At 63.8% G+C, this 24,546-nt stretch carries 23 protein-coding genes; 4 read left to right on the top strand and 19 right to left on the bottom strand.

Going from position 1 to position 24,546, the window contains the following annotated elements; genetic code table 11:
- Positions 1-85 precede the first annotated feature (85 nt).
- Entirely contained in the window at positions 86-1,969 is a 1,884-nt protein-coding gene (locus MMB74_RS22870) for a tetratricopeptide repeat protein (RefSeq protein WP_277430942.1), read from the top strand.
- Between the two features lie 33 nt (positions 1,970-2,002).
- Here the strand turns inward: MMB74_RS22870 and pgsA are convergent, their stop codons facing one another.
- Together pgsA and uvrC are read right to left on the bottom strand one after the other, a co-directional pair.
- Complete coding sequence (gene pgsA / locus MMB74_RS22875) at positions 2,003-2,596, bottom strand: CDP-diacylglycerol--glycerol-3-phosphate 3-phosphatidyltransferase (RefSeq protein ID WP_277430943.1); 594 nt, start codon at positions 2,594-2,596, stop codon at positions 2,003-2,005.
- Between the two features lie 185 nt (positions 2,597-2,781).
- Positions 2,782-4,968 carry an excinuclease ABC subunit UvrC gene (uvrC, locus tag MMB74_RS22880; RefSeq protein WP_277430944.1) on the bottom strand — a complete coding sequence of 729 codons (2,187 nt, stop codon included), beginning with the start codon at positions 4,966-4,968 and terminating at the stop codon, positions 2,782-2,784.
- Positions 4,969-5,119: 151 nt separating this feature from the next.
- Here uvrC and earP point away from each other — a divergent pair, with 151 nt between their 5' ends.
- The 3 genes from earP to MMB74_RS22895 all read left to right on the top strand — a co-directional run bounded on the left by earP (position 5,120) and on the right by MMB74_RS22895 (position 8,677).
- Positions 5,120-6,286: an elongation factor P maturation arginine rhamnosyltransferase EarP gene (earP, locus tag MMB74_RS22885; protein WP_277430945.1), complete on the top strand. Its 1,167-nt coding sequence runs from the start codon at positions 5,120-5,122 to the stop codon at positions 6,284-6,286.
- A gap of 133 nt (positions 6,287-6,419) precedes the next feature.
- Positions 6,420-6,977, top strand: a complete 558-nt coding sequence (gene efp / locus MMB74_RS22890) for an elongation factor P (RefSeq protein ID WP_277430946.1) — start codon at positions 6,420-6,422, stop codon at positions 6,975-6,977.
- 320 nt (positions 6,978-7,297) lie between these two features.
- Complete coding sequence (locus MMB74_RS22895) at positions 7,298-8,677, top strand: sigma-54 dependent transcriptional regulator (protein ID WP_277430947.1); 1,380 nt, start codon at positions 7,298-7,300, stop codon at positions 8,675-8,677.
- Positions 8,678-8,807: 130 nt separating this feature from the next.
- Here MMB74_RS22895 and nagZ read toward each other — a convergent pair whose 3' ends face one another.
- From nagZ to fabG, 17 genes are all read right to left on the bottom strand, one after another.
- Positions 8,808-9,836: a beta-N-acetylhexosaminidase gene (nagZ, locus tag MMB74_RS22900; protein ID WP_277430948.1), complete on the bottom strand. Its 1,029-nt coding sequence runs from the start codon at positions 9,834-9,836 to the stop codon at positions 8,808-8,810.
- Between the two features lie 78 nt (positions 9,837-9,914).
- Positions 9,915-10,328, bottom strand: coding sequence for a holo-ACP synthase (acpS, locus tag MMB74_RS22905; RefSeq protein ID WP_277430949.1), 414 nt, complete (start codon positions 10,326-10,328; stop codon positions 9,915-9,917).
- A 17-nt stretch (positions 10,329-10,345) separates the two neighbouring features.
- Positions 10,346-11,110, bottom strand: coding sequence for a pyridoxine 5'-phosphate synthase (pdxJ, locus tag MMB74_RS22910; RefSeq protein WP_277430950.1), 765 nt, complete (start codon positions 11,108-11,110; stop codon positions 10,346-10,348).
- Positions 11,107-12,048, bottom strand: a complete 942-nt coding sequence (recO, locus tag MMB74_RS22915) for a DNA repair protein RecO (protein WP_277430951.1) — start codon at positions 12,046-12,048, stop codon at positions 11,107-11,109. The genes pdxJ and recO overlap by 4 nt, the downstream gene beginning before the upstream one ends.
- Positions 12,035-12,898 (bottom strand): GTPase Era, encoded by an 864-nt coding sequence (era, locus tag MMB74_RS22920; RefSeq protein ID WP_277431032.1) that lies wholly within the window; start codon positions 12,896-12,898, stop codon positions 12,035-12,037. Before era ends, recO begins: the two co-directional genes overlap by 14 nt.
- Positions 12,899-13,001: 103 nt before the next feature.
- Positions 13,002-14,237 (bottom strand): ribonuclease III, encoded by a 1,236-nt coding sequence (gene rnc, locus MMB74_RS22925; protein ID WP_277430952.1) that lies wholly within the window; start codon positions 14,235-14,237, stop codon positions 13,002-13,004.
- A gap of 129 nt (positions 14,238-14,366) precedes the next feature.
- A complete protein-coding gene (gene lepB, locus MMB74_RS22930) occupies positions 14,367-15,260 on the bottom strand; it encodes a signal peptidase I (RefSeq protein WP_277430953.1) in 894 nt (297 codons plus the stop codon).
- A 15-nt stretch (positions 15,261-15,275) separates the two neighbouring features.
- Positions 15,276-17,069 carry a translation elongation factor 4 gene (gene lepA / locus MMB74_RS22935; protein WP_277430954.1) on the bottom strand — a complete coding sequence of 598 codons (1,794 nt, stop codon included), beginning with the start codon at positions 17,067-17,069 and terminating at the stop codon, positions 15,276-15,278.
- 152 nt (positions 17,070-17,221) lie between these two features.
- The gene (locus tag MMB74_RS22940; RefSeq protein ID WP_277430955.1) at positions 17,222-17,488 is read right to left on the bottom strand and encodes a glutaredoxin family protein; all 267 of its coding nucleotides are present in this window, start codon (positions 17,486-17,488) and stop codon (positions 17,222-17,224) included.
- Positions 17,485-18,993, bottom strand: coding sequence for a DegQ family serine endoprotease (locus MMB74_RS22945; protein WP_277430956.1), 1,509 nt, complete (start codon positions 18,991-18,993; stop codon positions 17,485-17,487). The genes MMB74_RS22940 and MMB74_RS22945 overlap by 4 nt, the downstream gene beginning before the upstream one ends.
- Positions 18,994-19,015: 22 nt before the next feature.
- Positions 19,016-20,056 carry a MucB/RseB C-terminal domain-containing protein gene (locus MMB74_RS22950; RefSeq protein ID WP_277430957.1) on the bottom strand — a complete coding sequence of 347 codons (1,041 nt, stop codon included), beginning with the start codon at positions 20,054-20,056 and terminating at the stop codon, positions 19,016-19,018.
- 4 nt (positions 20,057-20,060) lie between these two features.
- A complete protein-coding gene (locus MMB74_RS22955) occupies positions 20,061-20,678 on the bottom strand; it encodes an RseA family anti-sigma factor (RefSeq protein WP_277430958.1) in 618 nt (205 codons plus the stop codon).
- Between the two features lie 90 nt (positions 20,679-20,768).
- Positions 20,769-21,368, bottom strand: coding sequence for an RNA polymerase sigma factor RpoE (gene rpoE, locus MMB74_RS22960; RefSeq protein ID WP_277430959.1), 600 nt, complete (start codon positions 21,366-21,368; stop codon positions 20,769-20,771).
- Between the two features lie 138 nt (positions 21,369-21,506).
- Positions 21,507-21,959, bottom strand: coding sequence for a protein YgfX (locus MMB74_RS22965; RefSeq protein WP_277430960.1), 453 nt, complete (start codon positions 21,957-21,959; stop codon positions 21,507-21,509).
- A 13-nt stretch (positions 21,960-21,972) separates the two neighbouring features.
- Positions 21,973-23,211 carry a beta-ketoacyl-ACP synthase II gene (gene fabF / locus MMB74_RS22970; RefSeq protein ID WP_277430961.1) on the bottom strand — a complete coding sequence of 413 codons (1,239 nt, stop codon included), beginning with the start codon at positions 23,209-23,211 and terminating at the stop codon, positions 21,973-21,975.
- A gap of 158 nt (positions 23,212-23,369) precedes the next feature.
- Positions 23,370-23,609, bottom strand: coding sequence for an acyl carrier protein (gene acpP, locus MMB74_RS22975; protein ID WP_004197638.1), 240 nt, complete (start codon positions 23,607-23,609; stop codon positions 23,370-23,372).
- A gap of 143 nt (positions 23,610-23,752) precedes the next feature.
- Complete coding sequence (gene fabG / locus MMB74_RS22980; RefSeq protein ID WP_277430962.1) at positions 23,753-24,502, bottom strand: 3-oxoacyl-ACP reductase FabG; 750 nt, start codon at positions 24,500-24,502, stop codon at positions 23,753-23,755.
- Positions 24,503-24,546 lie beyond the last annotated feature (44 nt).

The following is a 24,546-nucleotide window of genomic DNA, read 5'->3' on the forward strand; positions in this document are numbered from 1 at the left end:
CCGCCTAAGCACCTAGCACCCGGCGCCAGACTATACGAGTACCCGAGTATGGGACAATGCTGCGTTTGCGCAATTGCCTGCCGTCATGGATTCCTTTTTCGCGCGCGCCTATGCGGCGCATCGTGACGGACGACTCGCCGATGCCGAGCGCGACTATCGCGCGGCGATCGAGGCCGACCCCGTCCACACCGACGCCCTCCATTTGCTGGGGGTACTCCGCCATCAGCAAGGGCGGCACGAAGAAGCGGCCGAGCTCGTCGGCCGGGCGGTGGCGCTGCGCCCCGACGATGCGGCCCTGCAACTGAACCTCGGCAATGCGCTGAAGGCGCTCGGGCGCCTCGATGGCGCGATCGAGCGCTTTCGCAATGCGCTCTCTCTTGCGCCCGAATTTCCGCTCGCCCACTACAACCTCGGCAACGCCTACGCACAGGCAGGGCGCCATGAAGACGCCGTCGACGCGTTCGACCGTTCCTTGCGGCTACAACCGAACGACGCGTCGACCTACAACAACCTCGGTAATGCGCTGCATGCGTTGGGTCGCACCGAAGAAGCAATCGCGGCGTTCTCGCAGGCGCTCGCGCTGCGCCCGGGCCATGCGGGGGCGCACAACAACCTCGGCATGGCGCTCGCGGCGCTCGGGCGCGCCGATGAAGCGATCACGCATTTTCGCGCTGCATTGACGGCCGAGCCGCGCTATGTCGCCGCCCACTTCAACCTGGGCAATACGCTCGATGCGGTGGGCCTTCATGCGCAAGCGGCCGCCGCATTCGAGGCCGCGCTGTCGTTGCAAGCCGCGTTCCCGCCTGCTTTGCTGGGGCTGGGCAATGCACTAGCAGCGCTTAACCGCCACCAAGAAGCGATCGCTCGGTACGAGCGCGCCGTCGGCCTCGATCCACAGCTGGCGCTGGCCTGGCTCGGCCTGGGCAATGCGCATCACGCGCTGGGCGCGCACGAAGCGGCGCTGCGCGCGTTCGATCAGGCGTTGCGCCTGCGTCCGGACCTAGCTTCGGCGCAATTGAACCGGGCGCTGACACTGTTGACGCTGGGCGATTTCGAACGAGGCTTGCCTGCGTACGAATCGCGGCTCGCGATCGCGGCGGCGACAAACGAGCACGCGGCGGCCGAGGCGGCTGCCCTGCCGCGTTGGCGCGGCGAACCGATCCCCACGAAAACGCTGTGGATCGAAGCGGAGCAAGGTTTCGGCGATACGCTCCAATTCCTGCGCTTCGTGCCGCTTGCGCGAGCGCGCGCCGGCCGCGTCACGCTGACGGTGCAGCGCGAACTCGCCCCGCTCGTGGCGCCCCTTACGAACGCGTGGGGCGTTACATTGGGCATCGCGGGCGAGTCCGCGCCGCAAGCGCACTTGCATTGTCCTTTGTTGAGCCTGCCGCTCGCGTTGGGAACGAGGCTCGAGACGTTGCCTTGCTCTCGCCGCTATTTGGAGGTCCCGCCCGCCTACCGCCGTCATTGGCGAGGTTCGCTCGGCGGCCATGCGAAGGTGAAGATCGGCTTGGCTTGGTCCGGCCGCATCCAAGCGCAGGAAAACCGCGCCATGTCCGTGGCGACGCTGGCACCGCTATTCGAATTGGGAGGCATCGATTGGCTCGTACTGCAGCCTAACCTGAGCAAGGACGATCGGCGCTCGCTCGACCTGTACGCTCGTACGGCGTCGCTTCACCGCCTCGACACGCGTATCCGCGATTTCGCCGATACCGCCGCGATCGTCGACAAGCTCGACGCCGTCGTTTCGATCGACACGTCTATCGCCCACCTCGCCGGCGCGCTGGGCAAGCCACTGTGGCTCATGCTGCCTTTCGCGGCGGATTGGCGCTGGTTCACGAACACCGATCGCAGCCCCTGGTACCCGAGTGCGCGGCTCGTGCGGCAACCCGCGCCGGGACAATGGGCAAGCGTCGTCGAAGAAGTTGCGCGCGCCGTTTCGAGTGAGTTTCCGGACAAAGACCGATAAAGAACCACGCCGTGCGAACAGCGCTTCCCGCGTTCACTGCGCGCCGCCGCGTTCGCGGATTTGCGGCCACGCGAGCTTCATGTAGTAGAGCATCGACCAAATGGTCAGCACGGCGGCGAGATAGATGAGCCATATGCCCCACACGCGGGTATCGATGGCGAACGACGAACCAAGCGGGACGCTACCGTAATAGAGCAGCATGGGAATCGCGATCATCTGGCATGCCGTCTTGAACTTGCCTAGTTGATTGACGGCGACGCTCTTGGAAGCGCCGATATGCGCCATCCACTCGCGCAACGCGGAAATGGCGATTTCCCGGCCGACGATCACGAGCGCGATCGCCGATTCGATGCGCGACAGTTGCACGAGCACGAGCAGCGCCGCGGTGACCATCAGCTTATCGGCGACCGGATCGAGAAACGCGCCGAACGCCGAAGTCTGATTCCACTTGCGCGCGAGAAACCCGTCGAACCAATCGGTCAGCGCAGCCAGCACGAAGATCGCCGCCGCTGCGATGTTGCGATCGACCGCGCTCATCATCGAATCGGGGACGTAAAAGACGCCGACGACGAGCGGAATCAGCACGATCCGCAGCCATGTCAGAAAGATCGGAAAGTTGAACGGCATGGACGAGTGCGGGCGTTGGAGTAAGAACCGGGCTAAGGAGACGCCATTGTGCCGCGTCGCCGAACCCGCCACAAGCCAAGCGCCGCCGACTGGGCCCCGTTCATGCCGATTCCAGGCGTGCGTTGGCCCCACGAATGCTCATTTAACCCGCGAATCGTACCCTCCGCGGCGAGCCGGCCGGCGGCTCAATGCAGTTGCCGGTAAATCTGCTCGGCTAGCGAGCGCGAAATGCCTTCGACGCTCGCCAGATCCTCCACGCTCGCCGCGACGACGCCGCGCAGGCCGCCGAAGCGCGCGAGCAGCCGCTGACGCCGTTTCGCGCCGATGCCCTCGAGTTCTTCGAGCCGCGAGGTTTGGCGTGCCTTCGCGCGCTTCGCTCGCATCCCCGTGATCGCGAAGCGATGCGCTTCGTCGCGGACCTGCGCGACGAGCATCAGTGCGGCGCTTTCCTTGCCCAATTCGAGCGCGGGGCGGCCATCGGCAAAAACGAGCGTTTCCAGGCCAACCTTGCGCCCCTCGCCCTTGGCTACGCCCACGAGCATCGAGCGATCGAGGCCGAGTTCGGTGAAGACCTGTCGGGCGACCTCGACCTGCCCTTTGCCGCCGTCGATCAGCACGATGTTGGGCAATGCGCCCGCGGCCGCCGCCGGTTCGGGCGCATCGGCCGCCGTATCCGATTCGGCAACGGCGTGCGGCTGCGGCTCGCTCTCAGGCGCGTTGGCATGGCCCGCGGCGAGTTCGACCAGCTTTTCGTAGCGCCGCGTAAGCACCTGGCGCATGGCGGCATAATCGTCGCCCGGTGTAATGCCGGTGATGTTGTAGCGGCGATACTCGCCCGGCTGCATCTTGTGATCCCGGTAGACGACGCACGACGCTTGGGTTGCCTCGCCCATCGTATGGCTGATGTCGAAGCATTCGATGCGCAAATGCGCGAGGTCGTCGCACTCCATGTTCAGCACATCGGCCAGCGCGCGCGTGCGCGCTTGCTGAGATCCGCGTTCGGACAACAATCGGGTGAGCGCGAGCCGCGCGTTTTGCTCGGCCATCGCCAGCCATACGCGCCGCTGCCCTTGCGGCTGACGCACGAAGCTGACTTTGTGGCCAGCCTGCTCGGCAAGCAGATCGACGAGCTCGCGATTGGCGGGCGCATGGCTCACGACGAGCACCGGTGGAATTCGATTGCCGAGATAGTGCTGGGCGATGAACGCTTCGAGCACTTCCGTCTCGATGCCGGAAGGGAGACGATTCGCCCCCTCGGTCTGCGCTTGTTCGGGCTGTGCCGGTGCAGTCGAGGCTTCTTCGGCCGGTCCTTGCTCGGACTGCGCTTGCCCGGTCTGCGCCGCTTCGCTCTTCGGTTGCTCCACCGGCGTCTGCTCGTCCATCGGCGCCTCGTCCACCGTCAAAGCGCGCGCCGGCTGCGCCGCGTCGCTGTCTTCGGTCTCGCCTTCCCACGCCTCGTCCAAAGACGCTTCGTCGACTGCAAGCGCGCTTTCGAGATGGGCCGGGAAGTACGCTTTGTCGCCCAGATGCCGCCCGCCCCGAACCATGGCGAGATTCACGCACACGCGTCCGCCTTGCGCCACGACAGCGAGGATGTCGACATCGCTGTCGCCGCCCACCTCGATCGCTTGCTGGTGCAGCACCGTCGAAAGCGAACTCATCTGATTGCGCACGGCGGCAGCCTGCTCGAACTTCAGTTCGGCCGCGAACGCATGCATTTTGGCTTCGAGCTCCTTCATCACCTCGCTCTGCCGTCCGAGCAAAAAGCGCGAGGCATTCGCCACATCGCGCGCGTAGTCCTCCTCGCTGATCGCGCCCACGCACGGTGCGGTGCATCGGCCGATTTGATGCAGCAGGCAAGGCCGCGTCCGGTTGCTGAACACCGAGTCTTCGCAAGTGCGCAACTGAAACACGCGCTGCAGTATCTGAATGCTTTCGCGCACGGCCCAAGCGCTCGGAAACGGCCCGAAGTACTGGTTCTTTTTGTCGACCGCGCCGCGGTAGTAAGCCATGCGCGGAAAGCGATGTCCCGTCAGCTTCAAATACGGGTACGACTTGTCGTCGCGAAACAGGATGTTGTAGCGCGGCGCCAGCGCTTTGATGAGATTGTTCTCGAGCAGCAGCGCCTCGGCTTCCGAGCGCGTCACCGTGGTTTCGATTCGCGCGATGCGCGTGATCATCATCGCGATGCGCGGCGATAGTTGCGTCTTAGTGAAGTAGCTCGACACGCGCTTTTTCAGATCCCGCGCCTTGCCGACGTAGAGCACGCTGTCCTGCGCGTCGTAATAACGGTACACGCCCGGCAGGTGCGGCAATTGAGCTAGGAGCTTCTTCGGTTCGAAAGGCGGCTTGGGAGCGTCGGAATCGGTCATGCGTATAGGGGGCGAAACGGCGCACGGCAAGTGGCGGCGTGCTTTAGAATCGCCAGTTTAGACCATTTGCGCACCGGTTCGCGCCGTCCGGCGCATCCCGCTTCGCGCGGTTTCACGGTCTGCCTGCCCACCCTCGCCCGTTGCCCGCGCCATGTGCTCCGCTCGCCCCGACACGATTGCCTGCGACCTGTTTTGCGCCGTCATCGACAATTTCGGCGACGTCGGCGTATGTTGGCGCCTGGCGCGACAGCTTGCCGCCGAGTATGGCTGGCAGATGCGCTTGTTCGTCGACGATCTGCATACGTTCGCGCGGCTTTGCCCCACGCTGGACGTCGGGCTCGCGCGGCAGCGCGTCGAGGGCATCGTCGTCGAACATTGGCGCGAGCCCGTGCACGCCGGTGACCCGATCGCCGTGCCCGATATCGTGATCGAAGCCTTCGCCTGCGAGCTGCCCCCCGCCTACGTCGCGGCCATGGCCCGGCGCGCCCGGGCGCCGGTTTGGCTCAATCTCGAATATTTGAGCGCCGAAGACTGGGTGGCCGATTACCACCTGAAGCCCTCGCCGCACGCGCGCTATGCGCTCGCCAAAACGTTCTTCTTTCCGGGCCTCGGTCCCGGCACGGGCGGTGTCGTGAAGGAACGCACGCTCGACGCCGAGCGCGTCGCCTTCGAAACCTCCGAGGCCGCGCAAAACGCCTGGTGGCGCGAGAACACAGGAGCGCCGCGCCCCGAGCCGGTCGCGACCGTCATTTCGTTGTTCTCCTACGAGAACCCGGCCCTCGATGGCCTATTGGAGCAGTGGCGCGACGGGACCGAGCCCATCGTGCTGCTTGCGCCCGAAGGCCGCATCTCCGGCGCGCTCGCGCGTTTTTTCGGCGCCTCGCGGTTCGGCGCGGGGGCGCATGCCGAGCGCGGCAACCTGCGCGCGCACGCCTTGGCGTTTCGGCCACAGCCCGAATTCGACCGGCTGCTATGGGCGAGCGACGTCAACTTCGTGCGCGGCGAAGATTCCTTCGTCCGGGCTCAATGGGCGCGCCGGCCCTTCGTCTGGCACATCTATCCGCAAGCTGACGCGGCGCATTTACCCAAACTGGATGCCGCGCTAGCTCACTATGCGGCAGCGCTGCCGGCGACCGCGCGTGCGGCCGTCGGCCGCTTTTGGCATGCCTGGAACGGCGCCTGCGCGCCCGACTGGAACGACTTCTGGCGCCATCGGGAAGCGCTGCGAGCGCGCGCCGATGAATGGGCGGAAGAACTCGCGTCCGTCGGGGATCTAGCCGCAAACCTAGCGGAATTCGCCGAATCTCAGTTAAAATAAACGGTTATCCGACGGCGTAGCGCATTGAGTTAAGCATTGGGAAAACCTCTGCGATGCGGGACTGATTAAACGATCGATGTCGATGCCGTTGAGCAACAGATCAACCACCTTATTCGCATAGGATCGTTTTTTTATGAAGATTGCACAGGAACTGCGCACGGGCAACGTCGTGATGATCGGCAACGACGCCATGGTCGTGCTAAAGACCGAGTACAACAAATCGGGCCGTAACGCCGCCGTCGTCAAGATGAAGATGAAGAACCTGCTGACGGGCGCAGGCATGGAATCGGTGTACAAGGCGGACGACAAGTTCGACGTCGTCGTGCTCGATCGCAAGGAAGTCACGTATTCGTACTTCGCCGATCCCATGTACGTGTTCATGGACGCCGATTACAACCAGTTCGAAGTGGAAGCCGAGATGATGGGCAACGCGCTCAACTACCTCGAAGACGGCATGCCCTGCGAAGTGGTCTTCTACAACGAGAAGGCCATTTCGGTCGAGTTGCCCACCACGCTCGTGCGCGAAATCACGTATACGGAACCGGCCGTGAAGGGCGACACGTCGTCGGGCAAGGTGCTCAAGACCGCGAAGATCAACACGGGCTTCGAGCTGCAAGTCCCGCTGTTCTGCAACATCGGCGACAAGATCGAAATCGATACTCGTACCGACGAATACCGTAGCCGCGCATAACCGACTGATCGCGTGCAGCCCTCCTTGGGCGCATGCGGAAAGTTATGTCGACTGAAAGCGCCCCACGGGGCGCTTTTTTTTTCGTATGAGTAGTGTATGGTTAAGCAATCTTTACCGGTCGTTTTTGCACTGTAGCGCGACCGGCACTGCCGCTCTTGCCGAATGACATCCGCAAGTACTTGTTCTATAAAGGAGAACGATCTGGCACGGGATATGCTTTACTTACGCCACCTGTTCGCCGTCGAAAGGCGTTTCCCGTGCATGGCGTTTTTTGTACACGGCGCCGACGGGCTCTGACTCCTTGACTGATTACGCCAGCCATGCCACATGCCCTGATTGTCGAAGACGATCCCAATAGCTTGTCCGGCCTCAACGCCATCGTCGCCGCGGACGGCTTTTCCGTCGACACGGCCGCCACGCTCGCCGAGGCGCGCGCAGCGCTGACGCGCTTCATCCCCGATGTCGTGCTGATCGACCTCAATTTGCCCGACGGCAGCGGGCTCGAGCTGCTGCACAATTTGCCGGCTCAACCGGACGGCGTCGTCCCCGTCATCGTCATGACGGGCAATGCAACGGTCGAAAGCGCCATCGAAGGATTGCGCCACGGGATTTGGGATTATCTGCTCAAGCCCGTCAATATTCCGCGTCTGCGTAGCTTGCTTGCGCGCATCCCCCGCCCGTACGAGTTGACCGAGGAAGTGCAAACGCTGCGCACGACGTTGCGCCGGTTGGGCCGTTTCGGGCCGATGATCGGCCGCAGCAATGCGATTCAACATGTCTACGACTCCATCGAACGCCTTGCGCCCACCGAGTCCGCCATGCTCATTTGCGGAGAAGCCGGAACCGGAAAGGAAGTCGCGGCGCGCACGCTGCATGAGATGAGCCGCCGGCGCAAAGGCCCGTTCGTGGTGTTCGACTGCCGTGCGTTCGCTCGAGATCCCGCTAGCGAGCGGGGGCTCGACAGCATACTGTTCGGGCAGGAAAGCGCCATCCCCGCAATCGAGCGGCGCGAGCCGGGCCTGTTCGAGCAAGCGGCCGGAGGCACGCTCTTCTTGGACGAAATCGCCGAGCTGCCGTTGCCGCAACAAGAAGCGTTATTGCGCGCGCTCGATTCGCAAACGTACATGCGCGTGGGCGGCAGCAATCAAGTCAGCGTCGATTGCCGCATCGTCGCAGCCTCGCGCAAGCCCGCCCGCGACGCGGTAGCGCAGGGTATCTTGCGCGAGGACTTATGGCTGCGCCTGGACGCGGCGTCGATCGCGCTGCCGCCTCTGCGCGAGCGCGACGACGATGCCGTGCTAATTGCGGAGGCACTCGTCGACGAACTCAACCGTGAAATCAACGCGAGCGGACTCGCCACGGTGAACAAACGCATCGGGTCGAATCTCGTGCGTGAGTGCATGAGCTACGATTGGCCCGGCAACGTGCGCGAATTGCACGAGCGCGTGCGGCGTGCCTATAACGCATCGGGCGAAATCGTCGATTCGCTGCGCGCAGATGAAACGAACGGATCGACGGGGCGGCGTTTGAATGGAGGCAGCGTGCAAGTGACCGTCGGCACGCCGCTGTCCGACGTGGAAGACTTGTTGATTCGCGCCACGCTAGACGCTGTGGGCGGCACGCGTCATCGCGCCGCCACGCTGCTCGGCATTAGCCCGAAGACGCTCTACAACAAGCTGCAGCGGATGAAGATGGCCTGACACCGGGCGCGGGCGCGGCGCGGGCGACCTCCTCGCCCACGCCTCATCGAACCTCATCTTTTGAACTAAGAGCCCTGCCCAGCGCATCACGCCGTAGATGGCGCTTGTCGGCGGGAGGCCCTACCCCCGCTCAACCCAACGTCGCGCGCATTAGGGCCAGGGCGTCTCGGTACACCGGCCGGTCGGTCAGTTTGCGCCAGCTCGGCGCAGCGCCGCGCGGGCGCAATTGCTTGATCCGGCGCACGCTTTCTTTCGACGGCGTATATCTCAGTTCGTCGAGCACCGCCTCTGCGGCGTCGGGCTGATTGCAGATGAGCACCATATCGCAACCGGCCTGAAGCGCGGCCTGCGCCGCTTGCGTCAATGTGCCGCCCACCCGCGCGGCTTCCATCGACAGGTCGTCGCTGAAAATTGCGCCGGTGAAGCCCAATTTGCCGCGCAAGATGTCTTGGAGCCAAATGCGTGAGAACCCCGCCGGCTTCGCATCGACTTTCGAGTAGATCACATGCGCCGGAATGACGGACGAGAGCGCCATGCCGAGCCAGTCATAGGGCATGACGTCCTCGCGCAAAATAACGTCGAGCTCGCGCTCGTCCACCGGCAGCGCCACGTGCGAATCCGCCGCGGCGAACCCATGCCCCGGAAAATGCTTGCCGCAATTGCTCATGCCGGCCAGCGCCAAGCCATGGTTCAGACTCTTGGCGAGCAGCGTGACCACGCGCGGGTCGCGGTGGAACGCGCGATCGCCTATCACCGCCGAACGCCCGTAATCGAGATCGAGCACGGGCGTGAAACTCAAGTCCACGCCGCACGCCCGCAATTGCGCGGCAAGCACGTAGCCCGTCGCCGTGGCGACCTTGGTCGCCAACAGCACGTCACGGTCCCATAGCTCGCCAAGACGCCGCATTGCCGGTAGCACTGTGAAGCCATCGGTGCGAAAGCGCTGCACGCGCCCGCCCTCGTGATCCACGGCGATCAGCAGATCGTCGCGCACGTCGCGAATGGCATCGGTCAGCGCGATCAGTTGCCCGCGGCTCTCGTAGTGACGCGCGAACAAAATGACGCCGCCCGTCATCGGGTGCGATAGGCGGCGAAGGTCATCGTCAGTGAGGACGGGCCCCTTGACGTCGAGCATCACCGGTCCGGGAGATTTTTTCATCGAAGAATGGGAGAAGAAAAGACGAAGTATCGAGGGCCGAATGCACGCCACCCTCCGCTCTGGGCGAGGGCTGGCCGGTCAGGTTGCGGGCGTCGCCGTCTCGGTTTCGGCGATGACGAACGCCACGGCGTAATCGCGCTCGTCGGTGATGCTCACGCGCGCAGTGATGCCGCGCGCCGCGAGCCATTCGGCCAGTTCACCCGAAGCCTTCACCACGGGTTTGCCGCTCGCCTCGTTCAGCGTTTGCAGCGCGCGCCAGGTCATCGGCCAATGCATCCCTAGCCCGATTGCCTTGGAGAACGCTTCCTTGGCCGAAAAACGCGTCGCCAGAAAAGCGAGACCGCGCGCCTGTGAGCGCGCGTTGCGCGCATGGTAGACGCGCAGCTCGTCCGGTCCGAGCACCTTTTCGGCGAAGCGCCCGTCCGTGCGCGACATCACTGCCGCGACGCGACTGACCTGGACGATGTCAGTGCCGATACCGTAGATCGCCATGCGTATGCCGTATAGGGTCAGTGTAGCGCGCCAAGACGCGCGGCCACCATGATGGCCTTCATCTCGCGCACCGCGTTATCCCACCCCGCAAAGATCGCATGCGCGACGATCGCGTGGCCGATGTTCAATTCGACAATGCCTTCGATCGCCGCGATCTGCTGCACGTTCGTGTAGTGCAGGCCGTGGCCGGCGTTGACCTTCAGGCCGAGCGACACGCCCAATTGCACGCCGCGCACGATGCGCTCGTACTCGCGCTGCTGCTCGGCTACGTCGTGCGCTTCGGCGTAACGCCCCGTGTGCAGTTCGATGACGGGCGCGCCCGCTTCGTGCGCAGCACGAATCTGCGCCTCGTCGGCATCGATAAACAGCGAAACGCGCGAACCGGCATCGGCCAGTTGCCGGCAAGCGGCGCGCACGGCTTCGAAGTGGGCCGTCACGTCCAACCCGCCTTCGGTCGTCAGTTCCTCGCGCTTTTCCGGCACGAGACAAACATCGTGAGCGTGCACATCGCAGGCGATATCGAGCATTTCCCGGGTAACCGCACACTCGAGGTTCATCCGCGTGGACAGTTGCGTGCGCAGCGAGCGGACGTCGGCGTCGACGATATGACGGCGGTCTTCGCGCAAATGCAGCGTGATCGCGTCGGCGCCGGCCGCCTCGGCGGCAAGCGCCGCACGAATCGGATCGGGATAGCGCGTGCCGCGCACGTTGCGCAGGGTGGCGACGTGGTCGATGTTGACGCCGAGTTCGATGACGGTCGGCGACGTCAAAAAGAAGCTCATAGGTTCTGCAGATCGAGAAGAATTTGGCGGGTAGCGAGCGGCGCACCGCCAAGATAAGTGTTGAGCAAGAAGCGCATCAGCGTTTTGCTTTGCGCGACGGTCTGGGCACGATGGTAATCGTCCCGCTCCATGTCGAGCAACGTCTGCCCCGATATGACCGGCCAATGCGCGGGCAAGTCGCTCGTGGCCTCGCGCACCCCGCGCTCGGGATCGAACACGTAGCGGCCCTCGGGCGTCACCGGTTTGCGCGCCACGGTGCGATCGAGCGCCATGGCGTAACCGGTCTCGCGCAGCAGCACCCGCTCGAACGAACGCAGGACCTGCACGGGCGGCTCATCGTGCGCAAGGCGCGTGAGCGTGACGACGTAGTGATGAAACAGTTGCGGATGGGCGTCTTCGCGCGCGCAGAACTTCACTAGCAGTTCATTGACGTAAAAGCCGCAGAGCAGCGCGTCGCCCGTCAACGGCAGCATGCCGCCGACCCACTCGGCCCCGGTCAACGTGCGCATCTCCGATTTGCCCGACCACGACATCGACAACGGCTGAAACGTCTGCAACACGCCGCGCAACGCCGAGTGCGGGCGCTTCGCCCCTTTCGCGACGAGTGCCAGGCGGCCGTGATCGCGCGAGAAGACGTCGATGACGAGGCTCGTTTCGCGATAAGCGTAACTGTGAAGAACGAAGGCCGGCTGCTCCGCAATGCGAAGCGACGGCTCGCGGGCGACGCGGCGCTCGCGCGCCGGCATGCCCTCCTCGGCTTCGTTCCCTTGCGCTCGACGCGTGCGTCGACGCTCCTTCGCGTGAGGCTCCGTCGAGGTCGATCTGGCCGACGCGGCGCGGCGCTTGGCCGCACCGTGCCGATTGGCGTCTTCGTCGGTTTCGTCGTCGACGCGGTGAAGCGTCACCGCCTCGTCGCGGATCCCGTCATTCGTACCCATAGGCACGCAGCCCGGCTTCGTTGTCGGCCCAGCCGCTCTTCACTTTGATGAAGGTTTCGAGATAAACGGGACCGTCGAAGAGCTTCTCCATATCGAGGCGCGCTTCGGTGCTGATCTGCTTGAGCTTGGCGCCCTTGTGGCCGATGATCATCGCCTTGTGAGCATCCCGGTCGACGAGGATGGTTGCGAAGACGCGGCGCAGGCGCCCTTCCGTTTCGAACTTGTCGATGAGCACCGTGCTCGTGTACGGCAATTCGTCACCGGTCCAGCGAAACACCTTCTCGCGCAGGATCTCGGCGGCGAGGAACCGCTCGCTGCGGTCGGTCAGATCGTCTTCGCCGTAAATGGGAGCGCCCTCGGGCAGGTACGGCTTCACCGTCTCGAGCAAATGCTTGACGTCTTCGACACGCTTGGCCGAAAGCGGCACGATCTCCTTGAACTCGCGCAACGTGCCCATGCGCTGCAAGAACGGATAGAGGGTCTTTTTGTCGCTGACACGATCGAGCTTGTTGACGACGAGCAGCAGCGGCGCCGAGGGCGGAACGAGATCGAGCACCTTCTGATCGTCGGGGCCGAAGCGCCCGGCTTCGATCACGAACAGCACGACATCGACGGCCGTCAGCGTCGACGTGACGGCGCGATTCAACGAGCGGTTGAGCGCGCCGCTGTGCTGGGTCTGAAAGCCCGGCGTATCGACGAAGATGAACTGAGCATCCTCGAACGTGTGGATCCCCGTAATGCGATGACGCGTCGTCTGCGCCTTACGCGAGGTGATGCTGATCTTCTGACCGACGAGCGCATTCATCAACGTCGATTTGCCGACGTTGGGGCGGCCGACGATGGCGACCATGCCGCAGCGAAAGCCGGAGGAAGTGGGGGTATCGATCATGCGGGACTGGCGGTTCGGGAAGAGGCGGCGCGGCGCACGCGCGGCGCCGGGGACGCTAACAAGATCATGGGTGATCGGGCTCCGGCGCGCGCGCACGCGCGGCGCCGGCTATGTCGGAGACCAGCTCCGCTTCGCCGCCTGAGACGGCGCCGCCGCTCATCGACGTTTTCACGCCGGCGCCCGGTTCGGCTTTGCCCTGCAAGTCTGCCTTGGGCGCGGGGGCATCGAGCCTGGCATCGGGTTTGCCATCGGACTTTGCTTCAGTCCGGCTCACCGGCTCGTCGACCTTTGCAGCGGCCGCATCGGGCTTGGCCGCATGAGCGTCGGGCTTACCGGACGCTTCCGCCTTCCCAGGCGCTTCTTGCGCACGCAGCACGCCCTTGTGCTCGACATGCGCCGCGCGAATCATGGCCGGCGGCACGTTCACGGCGCCACGTTCGGCGGCTTCGGCTGCCGAACCGGCTTTCGCGACATCGCCGCGCCCCGCTTTGTCCTTCTCGGCCTTGCGCTCCGGCGCCCTCAGATCGAGCGCCGCTTGAATGCCCTTGACGCCCGGCACGACCTCGGGCTCGCCCGTCTTGGCCGCCCGCGCACCGCGCGATCGCTTCGGTTTCGTTTCGAGCGCCGGTTGCACCAACATCACTTCGTCCAATGCCTTTTTGGCCGCAGCCTGCTCGGCGGCGCGCCGGCTCGCGCCCGAGCCCGACACTTTCACGTCGAGTTTGGGCACCGTGCATTCGACCTCGAACTGCTGATTGTGGGCCGCACCGTGCGTCGCCACCACGGTATAGGTGGGCAACGCGATCTTGTGCCCTTGCAGATATTCCTGCAGCAGTGTCTTGGAATCCTTGCCGAGCGTGCGCGGATCGATGTGATCGAGGATCGGCACGTACAAACGCTTGATGACCGTCTGCGCGACATCGAAACCGCCATCGAGGAAGATCGCCCCGAGGATAGCCTCGAACGCATCGGCGAGGATCGACGGCCGCCGGAAGCCCCCGCTGCGCAGTTCTCCTTCGCCGAGCCTGAGCGAATCGGAGATATTGAGGGCCTGAGCAATTTCGTACAGGGACTGCTGTTTCACGAGGTTGGCACGAACGCGGGACAGATCGCCTTCGTCCAATTTGCCGAATCGCTGATACAAAAGCGCAGCCACCGCGCAATTTAGAACGGAATCGCCCAAAAATTCGAGCCGTTCATTGTGCGAGGCACTGTGACTGCGATGAGTTAACGCCTGGCGCAACAATTCCGCATTGCGAAATTCGTAGCGCAACCGGCTTTCCAGCGGAGATAGCGGCATGTGCAGAGTATAACGCGCGCGCCTTACCCGACGGTTTGCGGGGGCAAGGCGCGAAAAACATAGCGAGCTGGGGGTGTGTCAGCGTCGACGATGGCGAAGACGGCGCGCAAGCGGAACGCCCGCCTGCGCTCAGTTGAACGAACCGATGCGTTTCAGATTGCTGAAGTTCATCCAAACGAAAAACGCGCGGCCCACGATGTTGCGATCGGGCACGAAGCCCCAGTAGCGGCTGTCGGCGCTGTTGTCGCGGTTATCGCCCATCATGAAGTAGTGCCCTGGCGGCACCTTGCAGACGACGCCCGCGCTGTTGTACGAGCAGTTGTCGCGATACGGATAGTCTTCGGCGCCGATCACGAACGGCGGCACGGCCGGGTTGTTCAAAATGCCATGCTTGCGCCCGTCGAGCGACTCCTCGAATTGCTTGGCGTAGCCGATGCGCTCTTCGTCGAAGTAATCGGGCAGCGGCGTTTCAGCAATGCTCTTGCCGTTGATCGTCAGACGCTTGTTCTCGTAAGCAACGACGTCGCCCGGCAGGCCTACCACGCGTTTGATGTAATCGACCGATTCGTCCTTCGGATAGCGGAAGACGACGACGTCACCGCGTTGCGGCGTTCGGCCCTGCGTGATTTTCGTATCGGTGATCGGCAAGCGCAGGCCGTACTCGAACTTGTTGACGAGGATGAAATCGCCGACGACCAGGGTGGGCACCATCGAGCCCGACGGGATTTTGAACGGCTCGACCACGAACGAGCGCACGAGGAACACGACAAGGATGACGGGGAAGAAGCTGGCAGTGTATTCGAGCCACCAGGGCTGGCGCAGCTTCTCGTCGCGTAGCCGTGCGCGCGTTTGCGGCGCGTTTTCGTCGGCGAAGCGCTCGCCGATGCGGGCCTGTTGTCGGTCGAACTCCTCGACGGCGGCCTCGGCCGCTCGCCGTCTTTGCGGCAGAAACACCAATTTATCGGCAACCCACGCAATGCCCGTCAACACGACGAGCACAAAAAGAATCAGCGCAAAGTTCATGTAAGAGAGGTCCTGTTATTTGTCTTCGACGCGCAAGATCGCGAGGAAAGCCTCTTGCGGAATCTCGACGGACCCGACCTGCTTCATTCGCTTCTTGCCTTCTTTTTGCTTTTCCAACAGCTTCTTTTTACGCGTGATGTCGCCCCCATAACACTTCGCGAGCACGTTCTTGCGCAGCGCCTTGATGTTTTCGCGCGCGATGATGTGCGCGCCGATGGCAGCTTGAATCGCGACGTCGTACATTTGGCGCGGAATGATCTCGCGCATCTTGGCCGCCACTTCCCTGCCGCGGTATTGCGATTGCGACCGGTGGACGATGACCGACAACGCATCGACTTTGTCGCCGTTGATCAGCATATCGACCTTGACGACGTCCGACGGACGATATTCCTTGAACTCGTAATCCATCGACGCATAGCCGCGAGACACCGATTTGAGCCGGTCGAAGAAGTCGAGCACGATCTCGGCCATCGGGATCTCGTAGGTGAGCTGCACCTGGCGGCCGTGATACTGCATGTTGATTTGGTTCCCGCGCTTTTGCGTGCAGAGCGTGATGACCGAACCGACATAGTCCTGCGGCATGTACAGGTTCACGGTGACGATCGGCTCGCGGATCTCCTCGATCCTCGACGGATCGGGCATCTTCGCCGGGTTTTCGACCATGATCGTCGTGCCGTCGCGCTGCACGACCTCGTACACGACGGTAGGCGCCGTGGTGATGAGGTCCATGTCGAACTCGCGCTCGAGCCGCTCCTGCACGATCTCCATATGCAAGAGACCGAGGAAGCCGCAGCGAAAGCCGAAACCCAACGCTTGCGACACCTCGGGCTCGTATTGCAGCGATGCGTCGTTCAGCTTGAGCTTTTCGAGCGACTCGCGCAACGCGTCGTATTGATTGGCCTCGACGGGATAAAGGCCGGCGAACACCTGCGGCTTGACTTCCTTGAAGCCGGGCAACGGCTCTTGCGCCGGACGCGCGGCGAGCGTGACCGTATCGCCCACTTTCGCCGCCGTGAGTTCCTTGATGCCGGCGATGATGAAGCCCACCTGCCCCGCCGCGAGCTGCTCGAGGTCTTTCGACTTCGGCGTGAACACGCCGATGTGCTCGACCGGATACTGCGCGCCCGTGGCCATGAGCTTGATCTTGTCTTTCGGGCGCAGCGTGCCGTTCACGATGCGCACGAGCATCACGACGCCGACGTAGTTGTCGAACCACGAATCGATGATGAGCGCCTGCAGGGGCGCCGCGGGATCGCCCTTGGGCGGCGGCACCTTCACGATCAGCGCTTCGAGCACGTCCTCGACGCCCAGGCCCGTCTTCGCGCTGCAGCGCACGGCGTCGGCCGCGTCGATGCCGATGACGTCCTCGATCTCGGAGATCGCGTTCTCGGGGTTGGCCGCGGGCAGATCGATCTTGTTGAGCACGGGCACGACCTCGACGCCGAGCTCGATCGCGGTGTAGCAATTGGCGACCGTCTGCGCCTCGACGCCCTGGCTCGCGTCGACGACGAGCAGCGCGCCCTCGCAGGCCGAGAGCGAGCGGCTGACTTCATAGGAGAAATCGACGTGGCCCGGCGTGTCGATGAGGTTCAAGTTGTAGATCTTGCCGTCGCGCGCCCGATAGTGGAGCGCGGCCGTTTGCGCTTTGATGGTGATGCCGCGCTCGCGCTCGAGATCCATCGAGTCGAGCACTTGCGATTCCATTTCGCGGTCGGACAAGCCGCCGCACAGTTGGATGATGCGATCGGCGAGCGTCGACTTGCCATGGTCGATGTGGGCAATAATCGAGAAGTTGCGTATGTGATCCATTCAGGGCCGATCAAGCGAAAAAGGCGCGCTCGTACGACTGCGGAGCACGCCTTGTAAGTACGTGAAAAACCGGGCTATTTTAGCCGAAGTGGGCCTTGGCCGGGACATTTTGCGGTGCGGGCGGCCGATGCGCGCGCACGCGGCGGGCGCACTCACGCTGCGCGCGTGGCCAACGCAGCACGCACGCGTTCGACATCGAGGCGGTAACGGCTCAACTCGACGCCCTCGTACACGAGCACGGGCACGAGTTCGTCGTAGCGTTCGACCAGCGCCGGGTCGGCGTCGACGTCGAGCACTTCGACGCTCGCCCCGAAAGCGCGCGCGAGCGGCTCGAGCTCAGTCAACATCTCCTCGCAAAGATGGCACCAAGAGCGCGAGTAGAGCGTCAGCGACGGCGCTGCGGGGGCCGTATTTTTCATTTGGCTTGCGGGCGCGGCTTGATGGGCACGAACTGCGTGTTCTCGCCGCGACGCACGAGCACCGGCACCATCTTTTGCGGATCCACGTGCGCCGCGACTTGGTCGAACTGCTTCGCGCTCGTCACATCGGTATCGCCGATGCGCAAAATGATGTCGCCCTTTTGCAGCCCCACGCGCGCGGCCGGGCCGTCGACCGCGTCGACCTGCACCCCGCCCGTGTGCAGTTTCATCGATTTGATTTGGTCGGCCGAGAGATCGGACACCGTCACGCCCAGCGGATTGGACGGATGGGCCTTCGGCGCCGGGGCCTGCTGCTCGTCGGTCTTGGCCAACTTCTCGGGCTGCGTTTGCACCACCGTGATCGGCAACTCGCTCGATTGCCCTTTGCGCCAAATCGTCACCGTGGCCCGCGTGCCAGGCTTGGTGTCGCCGACCATGCGCGGCAGGTCCGTTTCGGCTTCGACCGGCACGCCGTTGAATTTGAGGATGATGTCGCCAGGCTGAATGCCCGCCTTGTCGGCGGGGCCACCGGGCTCGACGCTGCTCACGAGCGCCCCCTGTGCGCGCGGCAAACCAAGCGAATCGGACACGTCTTTCGTCACCTGCCCGATCGAGACGGCGATGCGGCTGCGCACCACCTTGCCCGTCGACTTGAGCTGATCGGCCACGCGCATCGCTTCGTCGATCGGAATGGCGAACGCAATCCCCATGAAGCCGCCCGTGCGGCTGTAGATCTGCGAATTGATGCCGATCACTTCGCCTTGCATGTTGATGAGCGGCCCGCCCGAATTGCCCGGATTGACGGCCGCATCGGTTTGGATGAACGGCAAATAATCGCCCGTCTCGCGCCCTTTCGCGCTGACGATGCCTTCCGTCACCGTGTTGTCGAGGCCGAACGGCGAGCCGATCGCGAGCACCCATTCACCCACGCGCAATTTGTTCGAGTCCCCGATCGTGACGGCGGGCAGGTTCGCCGCGCTGATCTTCACGATGGCGATATCGGTGCGATCGTCGGCTCCGATCAGCTTGGCCTTGAACTCGCGCTTGTCGGTGAGCGTGACGTAGATGTTGTCGGCGTCGTCCACGACGTGCGCGTTCGTCATCACGTAGCCATCGGGGGAGATGATGAAGCCCGACCCAACGCCGCTGTTCTGCTCGCCGCCATCCCCGTTGTCGGACGGGTCGGGGCTGCCGCCGCGGTCGCCTCGACCGCCGCCGCGCGGCGTGTTCGGCGCCTGCGGCAAGGGAATGCCGAAAAAGCGCCGGAAGAACTCGGACATGTCCCCGTCGCCGATTCCCGGCGGCGCGTTGCGTTGGCCGCTCGCACTCGTGACGCGAGCGGTCGTGCGGATGTTGACGACCGCCGGCCCGACCTTATCGACGAGGTCGGCGAAGTCGGGCAAGACCGCGCCGGCCGGAATGGCCAACGCCGTGTGGGGCGCGAACGACAGACACGCCATGGCCGCGGCGGCCGCGAAAAATTTGCGCACCGAGAGATTCGTCATAGGAAGGGCAGCAGAAGAAGCGTTACTTGGTAACTTTGTATTCTATGGCAGACGCGAAGCGCTGCAGCGTTGCTTGGGGCACTTCCCCGAGCACGGTGACCCAGTAATCGCGATATTTCGTGACTAGCACATGCGTGGCCCCGGTGCTGCCCACGCCTTCCTTGCGCGAGCTTTTTTCGGCGGGCTCGACGAAAACGGAAATTGTCGAGAGTCCGTCGGAAAACACGGCTTGATCCACGGGAATTGGCGGCGCACCGGCCTCGCGAGCGGCCATGGGCCGGCGCAGCTCACGGATTTCGTGGAAACCGGGGACATCGGGCTTGATGCGCCAGCCTTGCGCCTGCATGTCGATCGGGGACACGGGCGGGCGCACGAGCGTCCAGCCGTTGGTATTGCGCATGCCCGCGGCAATACTCGACTTTTGGGTAGGCACGCCCACCCGCACCTGTGTAAACGCCGTCTGCTCCAACACCTGCCCGGAGGCGTCGAGCGTCTGCACACGCAGCAGCAACCCCGTTTTCGCGTCCGCCCAGAGCTTATAGGCGAAGCGGTAAGTGTCTTTCGGGTCGAGTTCGATGACCTGCGCGTCGAGCCCGGCGACGCGATCGCCGCTGAGCAGCTTCGGGTCGTACACCGACAACACTTGCTCACCCTTCTCGCTCATCAGCGCCGGAAATGCATCCCGGTTCAGCCGCTTTTCGACGACGCACAAATGCCGCTCGGGCACGAACGTATACAGATCGTCGTCATGACGCAGCAGCTTGCGCGGCTGGCCGTCCAGGCTTTCGAGCGATTCGAATTCGCCCTCGCCGCGCACCGCGTAATGCGCGATGCGCGACGATTGCACGAAATTGCCGCGCTGATAGACGAAAACGCCTTCGTAGTTCTCGCGTTGCGCGGCCTCGTGAATTCGATCGAGCCACGCCGCGGCCTGCTGGCGGACCGAGGGATCGGCCTGTGCGACTGCGGCGCGCGGGGACGCCGAAAGCAGCGCAACCGCGCAAATCAGCCACGCCGCCCATTGCCCCCGGGCGGCGGCGCGCATCGAGCGCAAGGTTTGCATCGACTTATTGGCCTTCCGAAGTCTGGACAGCGGCGCGAATCAACGGCATCGAGCCGGGCATCATCGGTTGCTGAGCGAATTGCTGATGGGCTTCGAGGTATTGATCGAGGCTGGCATCGCGGATGATATTGGCCCCTTGCGCCCCGGTATTCTGTGCCAGTGCAACCGTATGCACCGCATCGGCTCGCCCGTTCGTGGATGCCATTTGAACGGTGCCTTGCGAAGCGCCGCCGTGCTGCAGCTGCGGCAGCACGATCCAACTGAGCGTGGCAGCCGCGGCCGCTACCGCGAGCGCCGGCGCGACGCGCCGTCGCAGCATGGACAGGGGCGTGCCGCTGCCCGCGCGAGCGCGCGCCGGAACGAGGATATGCGGCTCGGACTCGAGCCGAGCGGCGAAACCGGCCAAAAACGCGCGGCTCGTTGCCGGATGAACCGCCAAATCATCGGAGCGCAACGCGTCACCGATCAAGTGGTAGGCCGACCACGTCGTGCGATCGGCATGGTCGAACTCGGCCAGCATTTCGTCGAACGACGCCGAGGCGTCGAGCCTCTCGCCATCGACTAATACGGACAAACGCTCGCTGCGCGAGCTTGCTTGCGACTCCATCGAGATCGACCCCATGACGCTCCCCATCGTACAAACACCCCGTAGTGATACCACTTGACCCGTTCTCATCGCACATCCGAGCCATTGCGCCAATGGCGGCAGGCGCTACCAGCGCTTGCCTTCCGGCGTATCGAGCAGCGGACGCAATTTTGCCGCAATCGCCTCGCGAGCGCGAAAAATTCGCGACCGAACCGTTCCGATGGGGCACCCCATCATCTCCGCGATTTCCTCGTAGCTCAAGCCTTCGATCTCGCGCAGCGTAATGGCAACCCGCAGTTCTTCGGGCAACAGCGCCATCGCGGCATTGACCGTCTGCGCGATCTGCTTGCTCATCAACATCGACTCGGGCGTGTTGATATCCCTTAGTTGATCGGCATCCGAGAAAGTTTCCGCCTCTTCGGCGTTTGCTTCGGTCGACGTGGGCGCGCGCCGGCTTTGCGTCGCGAGATAGTTCTTCGCCGTGTTGACGGCGATTCGGTACAGCCACGTGTAGAACGCCGATTCGCCGCGAAACTGCGGCAGCGCGCGGTAAGCCTTGATGAACGCATCTTGCGCGACGTCCTCGACCTCGGCCGGGTCGCGCACGAGTCGCGAGATCAGCCGAATGATCTTGCGGTGGTATTTCGAGACCAGGAGTTCGAACGCGGCTTTATCGCCCTGCTGCACGCGCTCGACCAGAACCTGATCGATTTCTTTTTCGCTCACCTGTTGGGGTCCGTTCACTTGGGAGGGGTGCGTCGCGGACCGCTATTGTAGCGTCCCCATCACACCGTCATGCGCCATGTGTAACCGCGGTTACGGCCGTTACAGATCGGTAGGCGCACGCCGAGCGCCGTCGAGCCCTCACTGCGCGGCGTGGCGAGCGCGCACGGCCAGTTCCCGAAACACTGCCGCAGGCACGGCGTCGGCGGCCACGACCAAGGTGTCTTGCCGCCCATCGACGCCCGCGACGGCCAACACCAGCAACCGTCCCGCCCATTGCGCCGCACCGGCGATACGCCCCTGCAGCAGCGCACGGCCGGTGTCGTCGAATGCTGCGACGCCCTCGCACGTCAGCTCGATCCACGCCGGCTGCCTGCGTTCGTAACGCATGAACGAGACGCCGAGCGCCGCACAGGCTGCCACCGCGAGCCAAACGGCCGCGGACGCCCCCATGTGCGCGGCCGCGGTGAAGTGAACGGCGGCCGTGCAAACGAGCGCGAAGGCCAATACGGCCAGCCGCACGGCGAGCGAGCGCCGCAGCGCGATGCGCCATGGCGTGCCTCGTGCCCGATCGCCGGCGGAGGCCTGCGTCAACGAGCCGCCCCGCTCAGACGCGCTTGAAGACGAGCGTGCCGTTCGTGCCGCCGAACCCGAACGAGTTCTTCAACGCGACGTCGATCTTCATGTCCCGCGCCGTGTTCGCGCAGTAATCGAGATCGCACTCGGGGTCTTGATTGAACAGGTTGATCGTCGGGGGCGACACTTGGTGATGGACAGCCAGTACCGTAAACACCGACTCGAGCCCGCCGGAGCCGCCAAGCAAGTGGCCCGTCATGGACTTCGTCGAATTGACGACGACCTTCTTCGCATGGTCGCCAAGCGCGCGCTTGATGCCGGTCGTCTCAGCCAGATCGCCGAGCGGCGTGGACGTGCCGTGCGCGTTGACGTAAGCGACCTCGTCACCGTTCATGCCCGCATTGCGCAGCGCCGCGGCCATGCAACGGCGTGCGCCGTCGCCGTCTTCGAGCGGTGCGGTCATGTGGTACGCATCGGCGCTCATGCCGTAACCGGCAACCTCGGCGTAGATCTTCGCGCCGCGCGCCTTCGCATGCTCGTATTCCTCGAGCACCATGACGCCCGCCCCCTCGCCCAGCACGAAGCCGTCGCGATCCTTATCCCATGGACGGCTGGCCGTCGCGGGATCGTCGTTGCGCTGCGACAGCGCGCGCGCCGCGGCGAAGCCGCCGATGCCGAGCGGCGAAACGGTCGCCTCGGCGCCGCCGGCCAGCATGACGTCGGCATCGCCGTACTCGATGAGGCGCGCCGCCTCGCCGATGCAATGCAGACCCGTCGTGCAAGCCGTGACGATGGCCAGATTCGGCCCCTTCAGGCCGAACCTCATCGACAGATGGCCCGAGATCATGTTGATGATCGACGCCGGCACGAAGAACGGCGAAATGCGCCGCGGACCGCGGTTGAGCAGTTCCGTTTGCGTCACTTCGATCATCGGCAGACCACCGATACCCGAGCCCACCACGACGCCGGAGCGCTCCGCGTTGGCTTCGGTGATTTCGATGCCGCTGTCCTGCATCGCTTGGATGCCGGCCGCCATGCCGTAATGGATGAACGTATCCATGTGGCGGGCTTCCTTGGCAGGCATGTAGTCTTCGACGTTAAAGCCTTTCACTTCACCGGCGAAGCGCGTCGAGAAGTTCGTCGCATCGAACTTCGTGATGGTCGCGATGCCGGATTTGCCGGCGAGCAAATTGGCCCACCCGTCGGCAACATTATTGCCAACAGGCGACACCAGCCCTAAGCCTGTAACAACAACACGGCGACGGCTCACGGTAACCCCTTTTCCATAAATGACAAAAGCAAAAGCCACAGCGGCCACAGGAAACCGCCCCTGTGAGCCCTGTGGCTAAGAATTCGGCACCAGCATCGGCATCCGACGTGAAAACGCGTCAAACGCGGCCAGCGCAAACACGCTAGGCGCGCGAGGCGTTATGCCTTGACGTTGGCGCGAGCGTAGTCGATCGCTTGCTGCACCGTCGTGATCTTTTCCGCTTCCTCGTCCGGAATTTCCATGCCGAACTCGTCTTCCAGCGCCATCACGAGTTCGACCGTGTCGAGCGAGTCCGCACCGAGGTCGTTCACGAACGACGCTTCGTTCTTGATTTCAGCTTCGGCGACGCCCAGTTGTTCCGCGACGATCTTCTTGACGCGCTGTTCGATGTTGTCCATTACCCCTCCGAGGGAAAAAGTTCAAAATTGCAAGTGCGCGCATTTTATCAGGTTTGCCTGGTCAAAAAGCGCGCCCAACCAAGGTTCAGGCTTCGCGCCGGAAGCGTTCGGCTACCGCCGGCGCGGATGGTAAACGAAATTCGTCAAGACATGTACATCCCGCCGTTCACATGCAACGTCGTGCCCGTGATGTAACCGGCCTGCGGCGAAGCGAGAAAGGCGACGGCATGGCCGATATCCTCGGGGCTGCCAAGGCGCCCGAGCGGGATTTGCGTCTTGAGTGCGGCCTGTTGTTCCTCGGGCAGCACCTTCGTCATATCGGTGTCGATGAAGCCCGGCGCCACGCAATTGACCGTGATGTTGCGGCTGCCGATTTCCCGGGCGAGCGCACGCGTCATGCCCGCCACGCCGGCCTTGGCGGCCGCGTAGTTCGCCTGACCGGCATTGCCGGCCGAGCCGACCACCGACGTGATATTGATGATGCGCCCGCCGCGCGCCTTCATCATCGGACGCAGCACCGCGCGCGAGAGGCGAAACACGGCCTTCAAGTTCGTGTCGATCACGGCGTCCCACTCGTCGTCCTTCATGCGCATCGCGAGCTGATCGCGCGTGATGCCGGCGTTATTGACGAGCACGTTCAACGCGCCGAATTCTTTGACGACGGTGTCGATGAGGGCATCGATCGCTTGCGCGTCGTTGACCTGGAGCACGACTCCGCGCCCAGCCAAGCCTTCGGCCGCCAGCGCTTCGGTGATGCCGGCCGCGCCGGCATCGCTCGTGGCCGTGCCGATGACCGTCGCGCCCTGCCGCGCGAGCACGAGCGCAATCGCCCGGCCGATGCCGCGCGAGGCGCCCGTCACGAGCGCAACTTGTTTATCGAGAGCTTTTTCCATGATGGTTCGGGTGTTCCGCAATGACGCGGCATGTTCGTGCCAAT

The sequence above is a fragment of the Trinickia sp. Y13 genome, assembly GCF_029522115.1.
Taxonomy (GTDB): Bacteria; Pseudomonadota; Gammaproteobacteria; order Burkholderiales; family Burkholderiaceae; genus Trinickia.

What these genes read in the sequence shown, in the direction of transcription:
- MMB74_RS22870 (WP_277430942.1), top strand. Translation starts at nt 86, where the DNA reads ATGGATTCCTTTTTCGCGCGCGCCTATGCGGCGCATCGTGACGGACGA.
- pgsA (WP_277430943.1), bottom strand. Translation starts at nt 2,596, where the DNA reads ATGCCGTTCAACTTTCCGATCTTTCTGACATGGCTGCGGATCGTGCTG.
- uvrC (WP_277430944.1), bottom strand. Translation starts at nt 4,968, where the DNA reads ATGACCGATTCCGACGCTCCCAAGCCGCCTTTCGAACCGAAGAAGCTC.
- earP (WP_277430945.1), top strand. Translation starts at nt 5,120, where the DNA reads ATGTGCTCCGCTCGCCCCGACACGATTGCCTGCGACCTGTTTTGCGCC.
- efp (WP_277430946.1), top strand. Translation starts at nt 6,420, where the DNA reads ATGAAGATTGCACAGGAACTGCGCACGGGCAACGTCGTGATGATCGGC.
- MMB74_RS22895 (WP_277430947.1), top strand. Translation starts at nt 7,298, where the DNA reads ATGCCACATGCCCTGATTGTCGAAGACGATCCCAATAGCTTGTCCGGC.
- nagZ (WP_277430948.1), bottom strand. Translation starts at nt 9,836, where the DNA reads ATGAAAAAATCTCCCGGACCGGTGATGCTCGACGTCAAGGGGCCCGTC.
- acpS (WP_277430949.1), bottom strand. Translation starts at nt 10,328, where the DNA reads ATGGCGATCTACGGTATCGGCACTGACATCGTCCAGGTCAGTCGCGTC.
- pdxJ (WP_277430950.1), bottom strand. Translation starts at nt 11,110, where the DNA reads ATGAGCTTCTTTTTGACGTCGCCGACCGTCATCGAACTCGGCGTCAAC.
- recO (WP_277430951.1), bottom strand. Translation starts at nt 12,048, where the DNA reads ATGGGTACGAATGACGGGATCCGCGACGAGGCGGTGACGCTTCACCGC.
- era (WP_277431032.1), bottom strand. Translation starts at nt 12,898, where the DNA reads ATGGTCGCCATCGTCGGCCGCCCCAACGTCGGCAAATCGACGTTGATG.
- rnc (WP_277430952.1), bottom strand. Translation starts at nt 14,237, where the DNA reads ATGCCGCTATCTCCGCTGGAAAGCCGGTTGCGCTACGAATTTCGCAAT.
- lepB (WP_277430953.1), bottom strand. Translation starts at nt 15,260, where the DNA reads ATGAACTTTGCGCTGATTCTTTTTGTGCTCGTCGTGTTGACGGGCATT.
- lepA (WP_277430954.1), bottom strand. Translation starts at nt 17,069, where the DNA reads ATGGATCACATACGCAACTTCTCGATTATTGCCCACATCGACCATGGC.
- MMB74_RS22940 (WP_277430955.1), bottom strand. Translation starts at nt 17,488, where the DNA reads ATGAAAAATACGGCCCCCGCAGCGCCGTCGCTGACGCTCTACTCGCGC.
- MMB74_RS22945 (WP_277430956.1), bottom strand. Translation starts at nt 18,993, where the DNA reads ATGACGAATCTCTCGGTGCGCAAATTTTTCGCGGCCGCCGCGGCCATG.
- MMB74_RS22950 (WP_277430957.1), bottom strand. Translation starts at nt 20,056, where the DNA reads ATGCAAACCTTGCGCTCGATGCGCGCCGCCGCCCGGGGGCAATGGGCG.
- MMB74_RS22955 (WP_277430958.1), bottom strand. Translation starts at nt 20,678, where the DNA reads ATGGGGTCGATCTCGATGGAGTCGCAAGCAAGCTCGCGCAGCGAGCGT.
- acpP (WP_004197638.1), bottom strand. Translation starts at nt 23,609, where the DNA reads ATGGACAACATCGAACAGCGCGTCAAGAAGATCGTCGCGGAACAACTG.
- fabG (WP_277430962.1), bottom strand. Translation starts at nt 24,502, where the DNA reads ATGGAAAAAGCTCTCGATAAACAAGTTGCGCTCGTGACGGGCGCCTCG.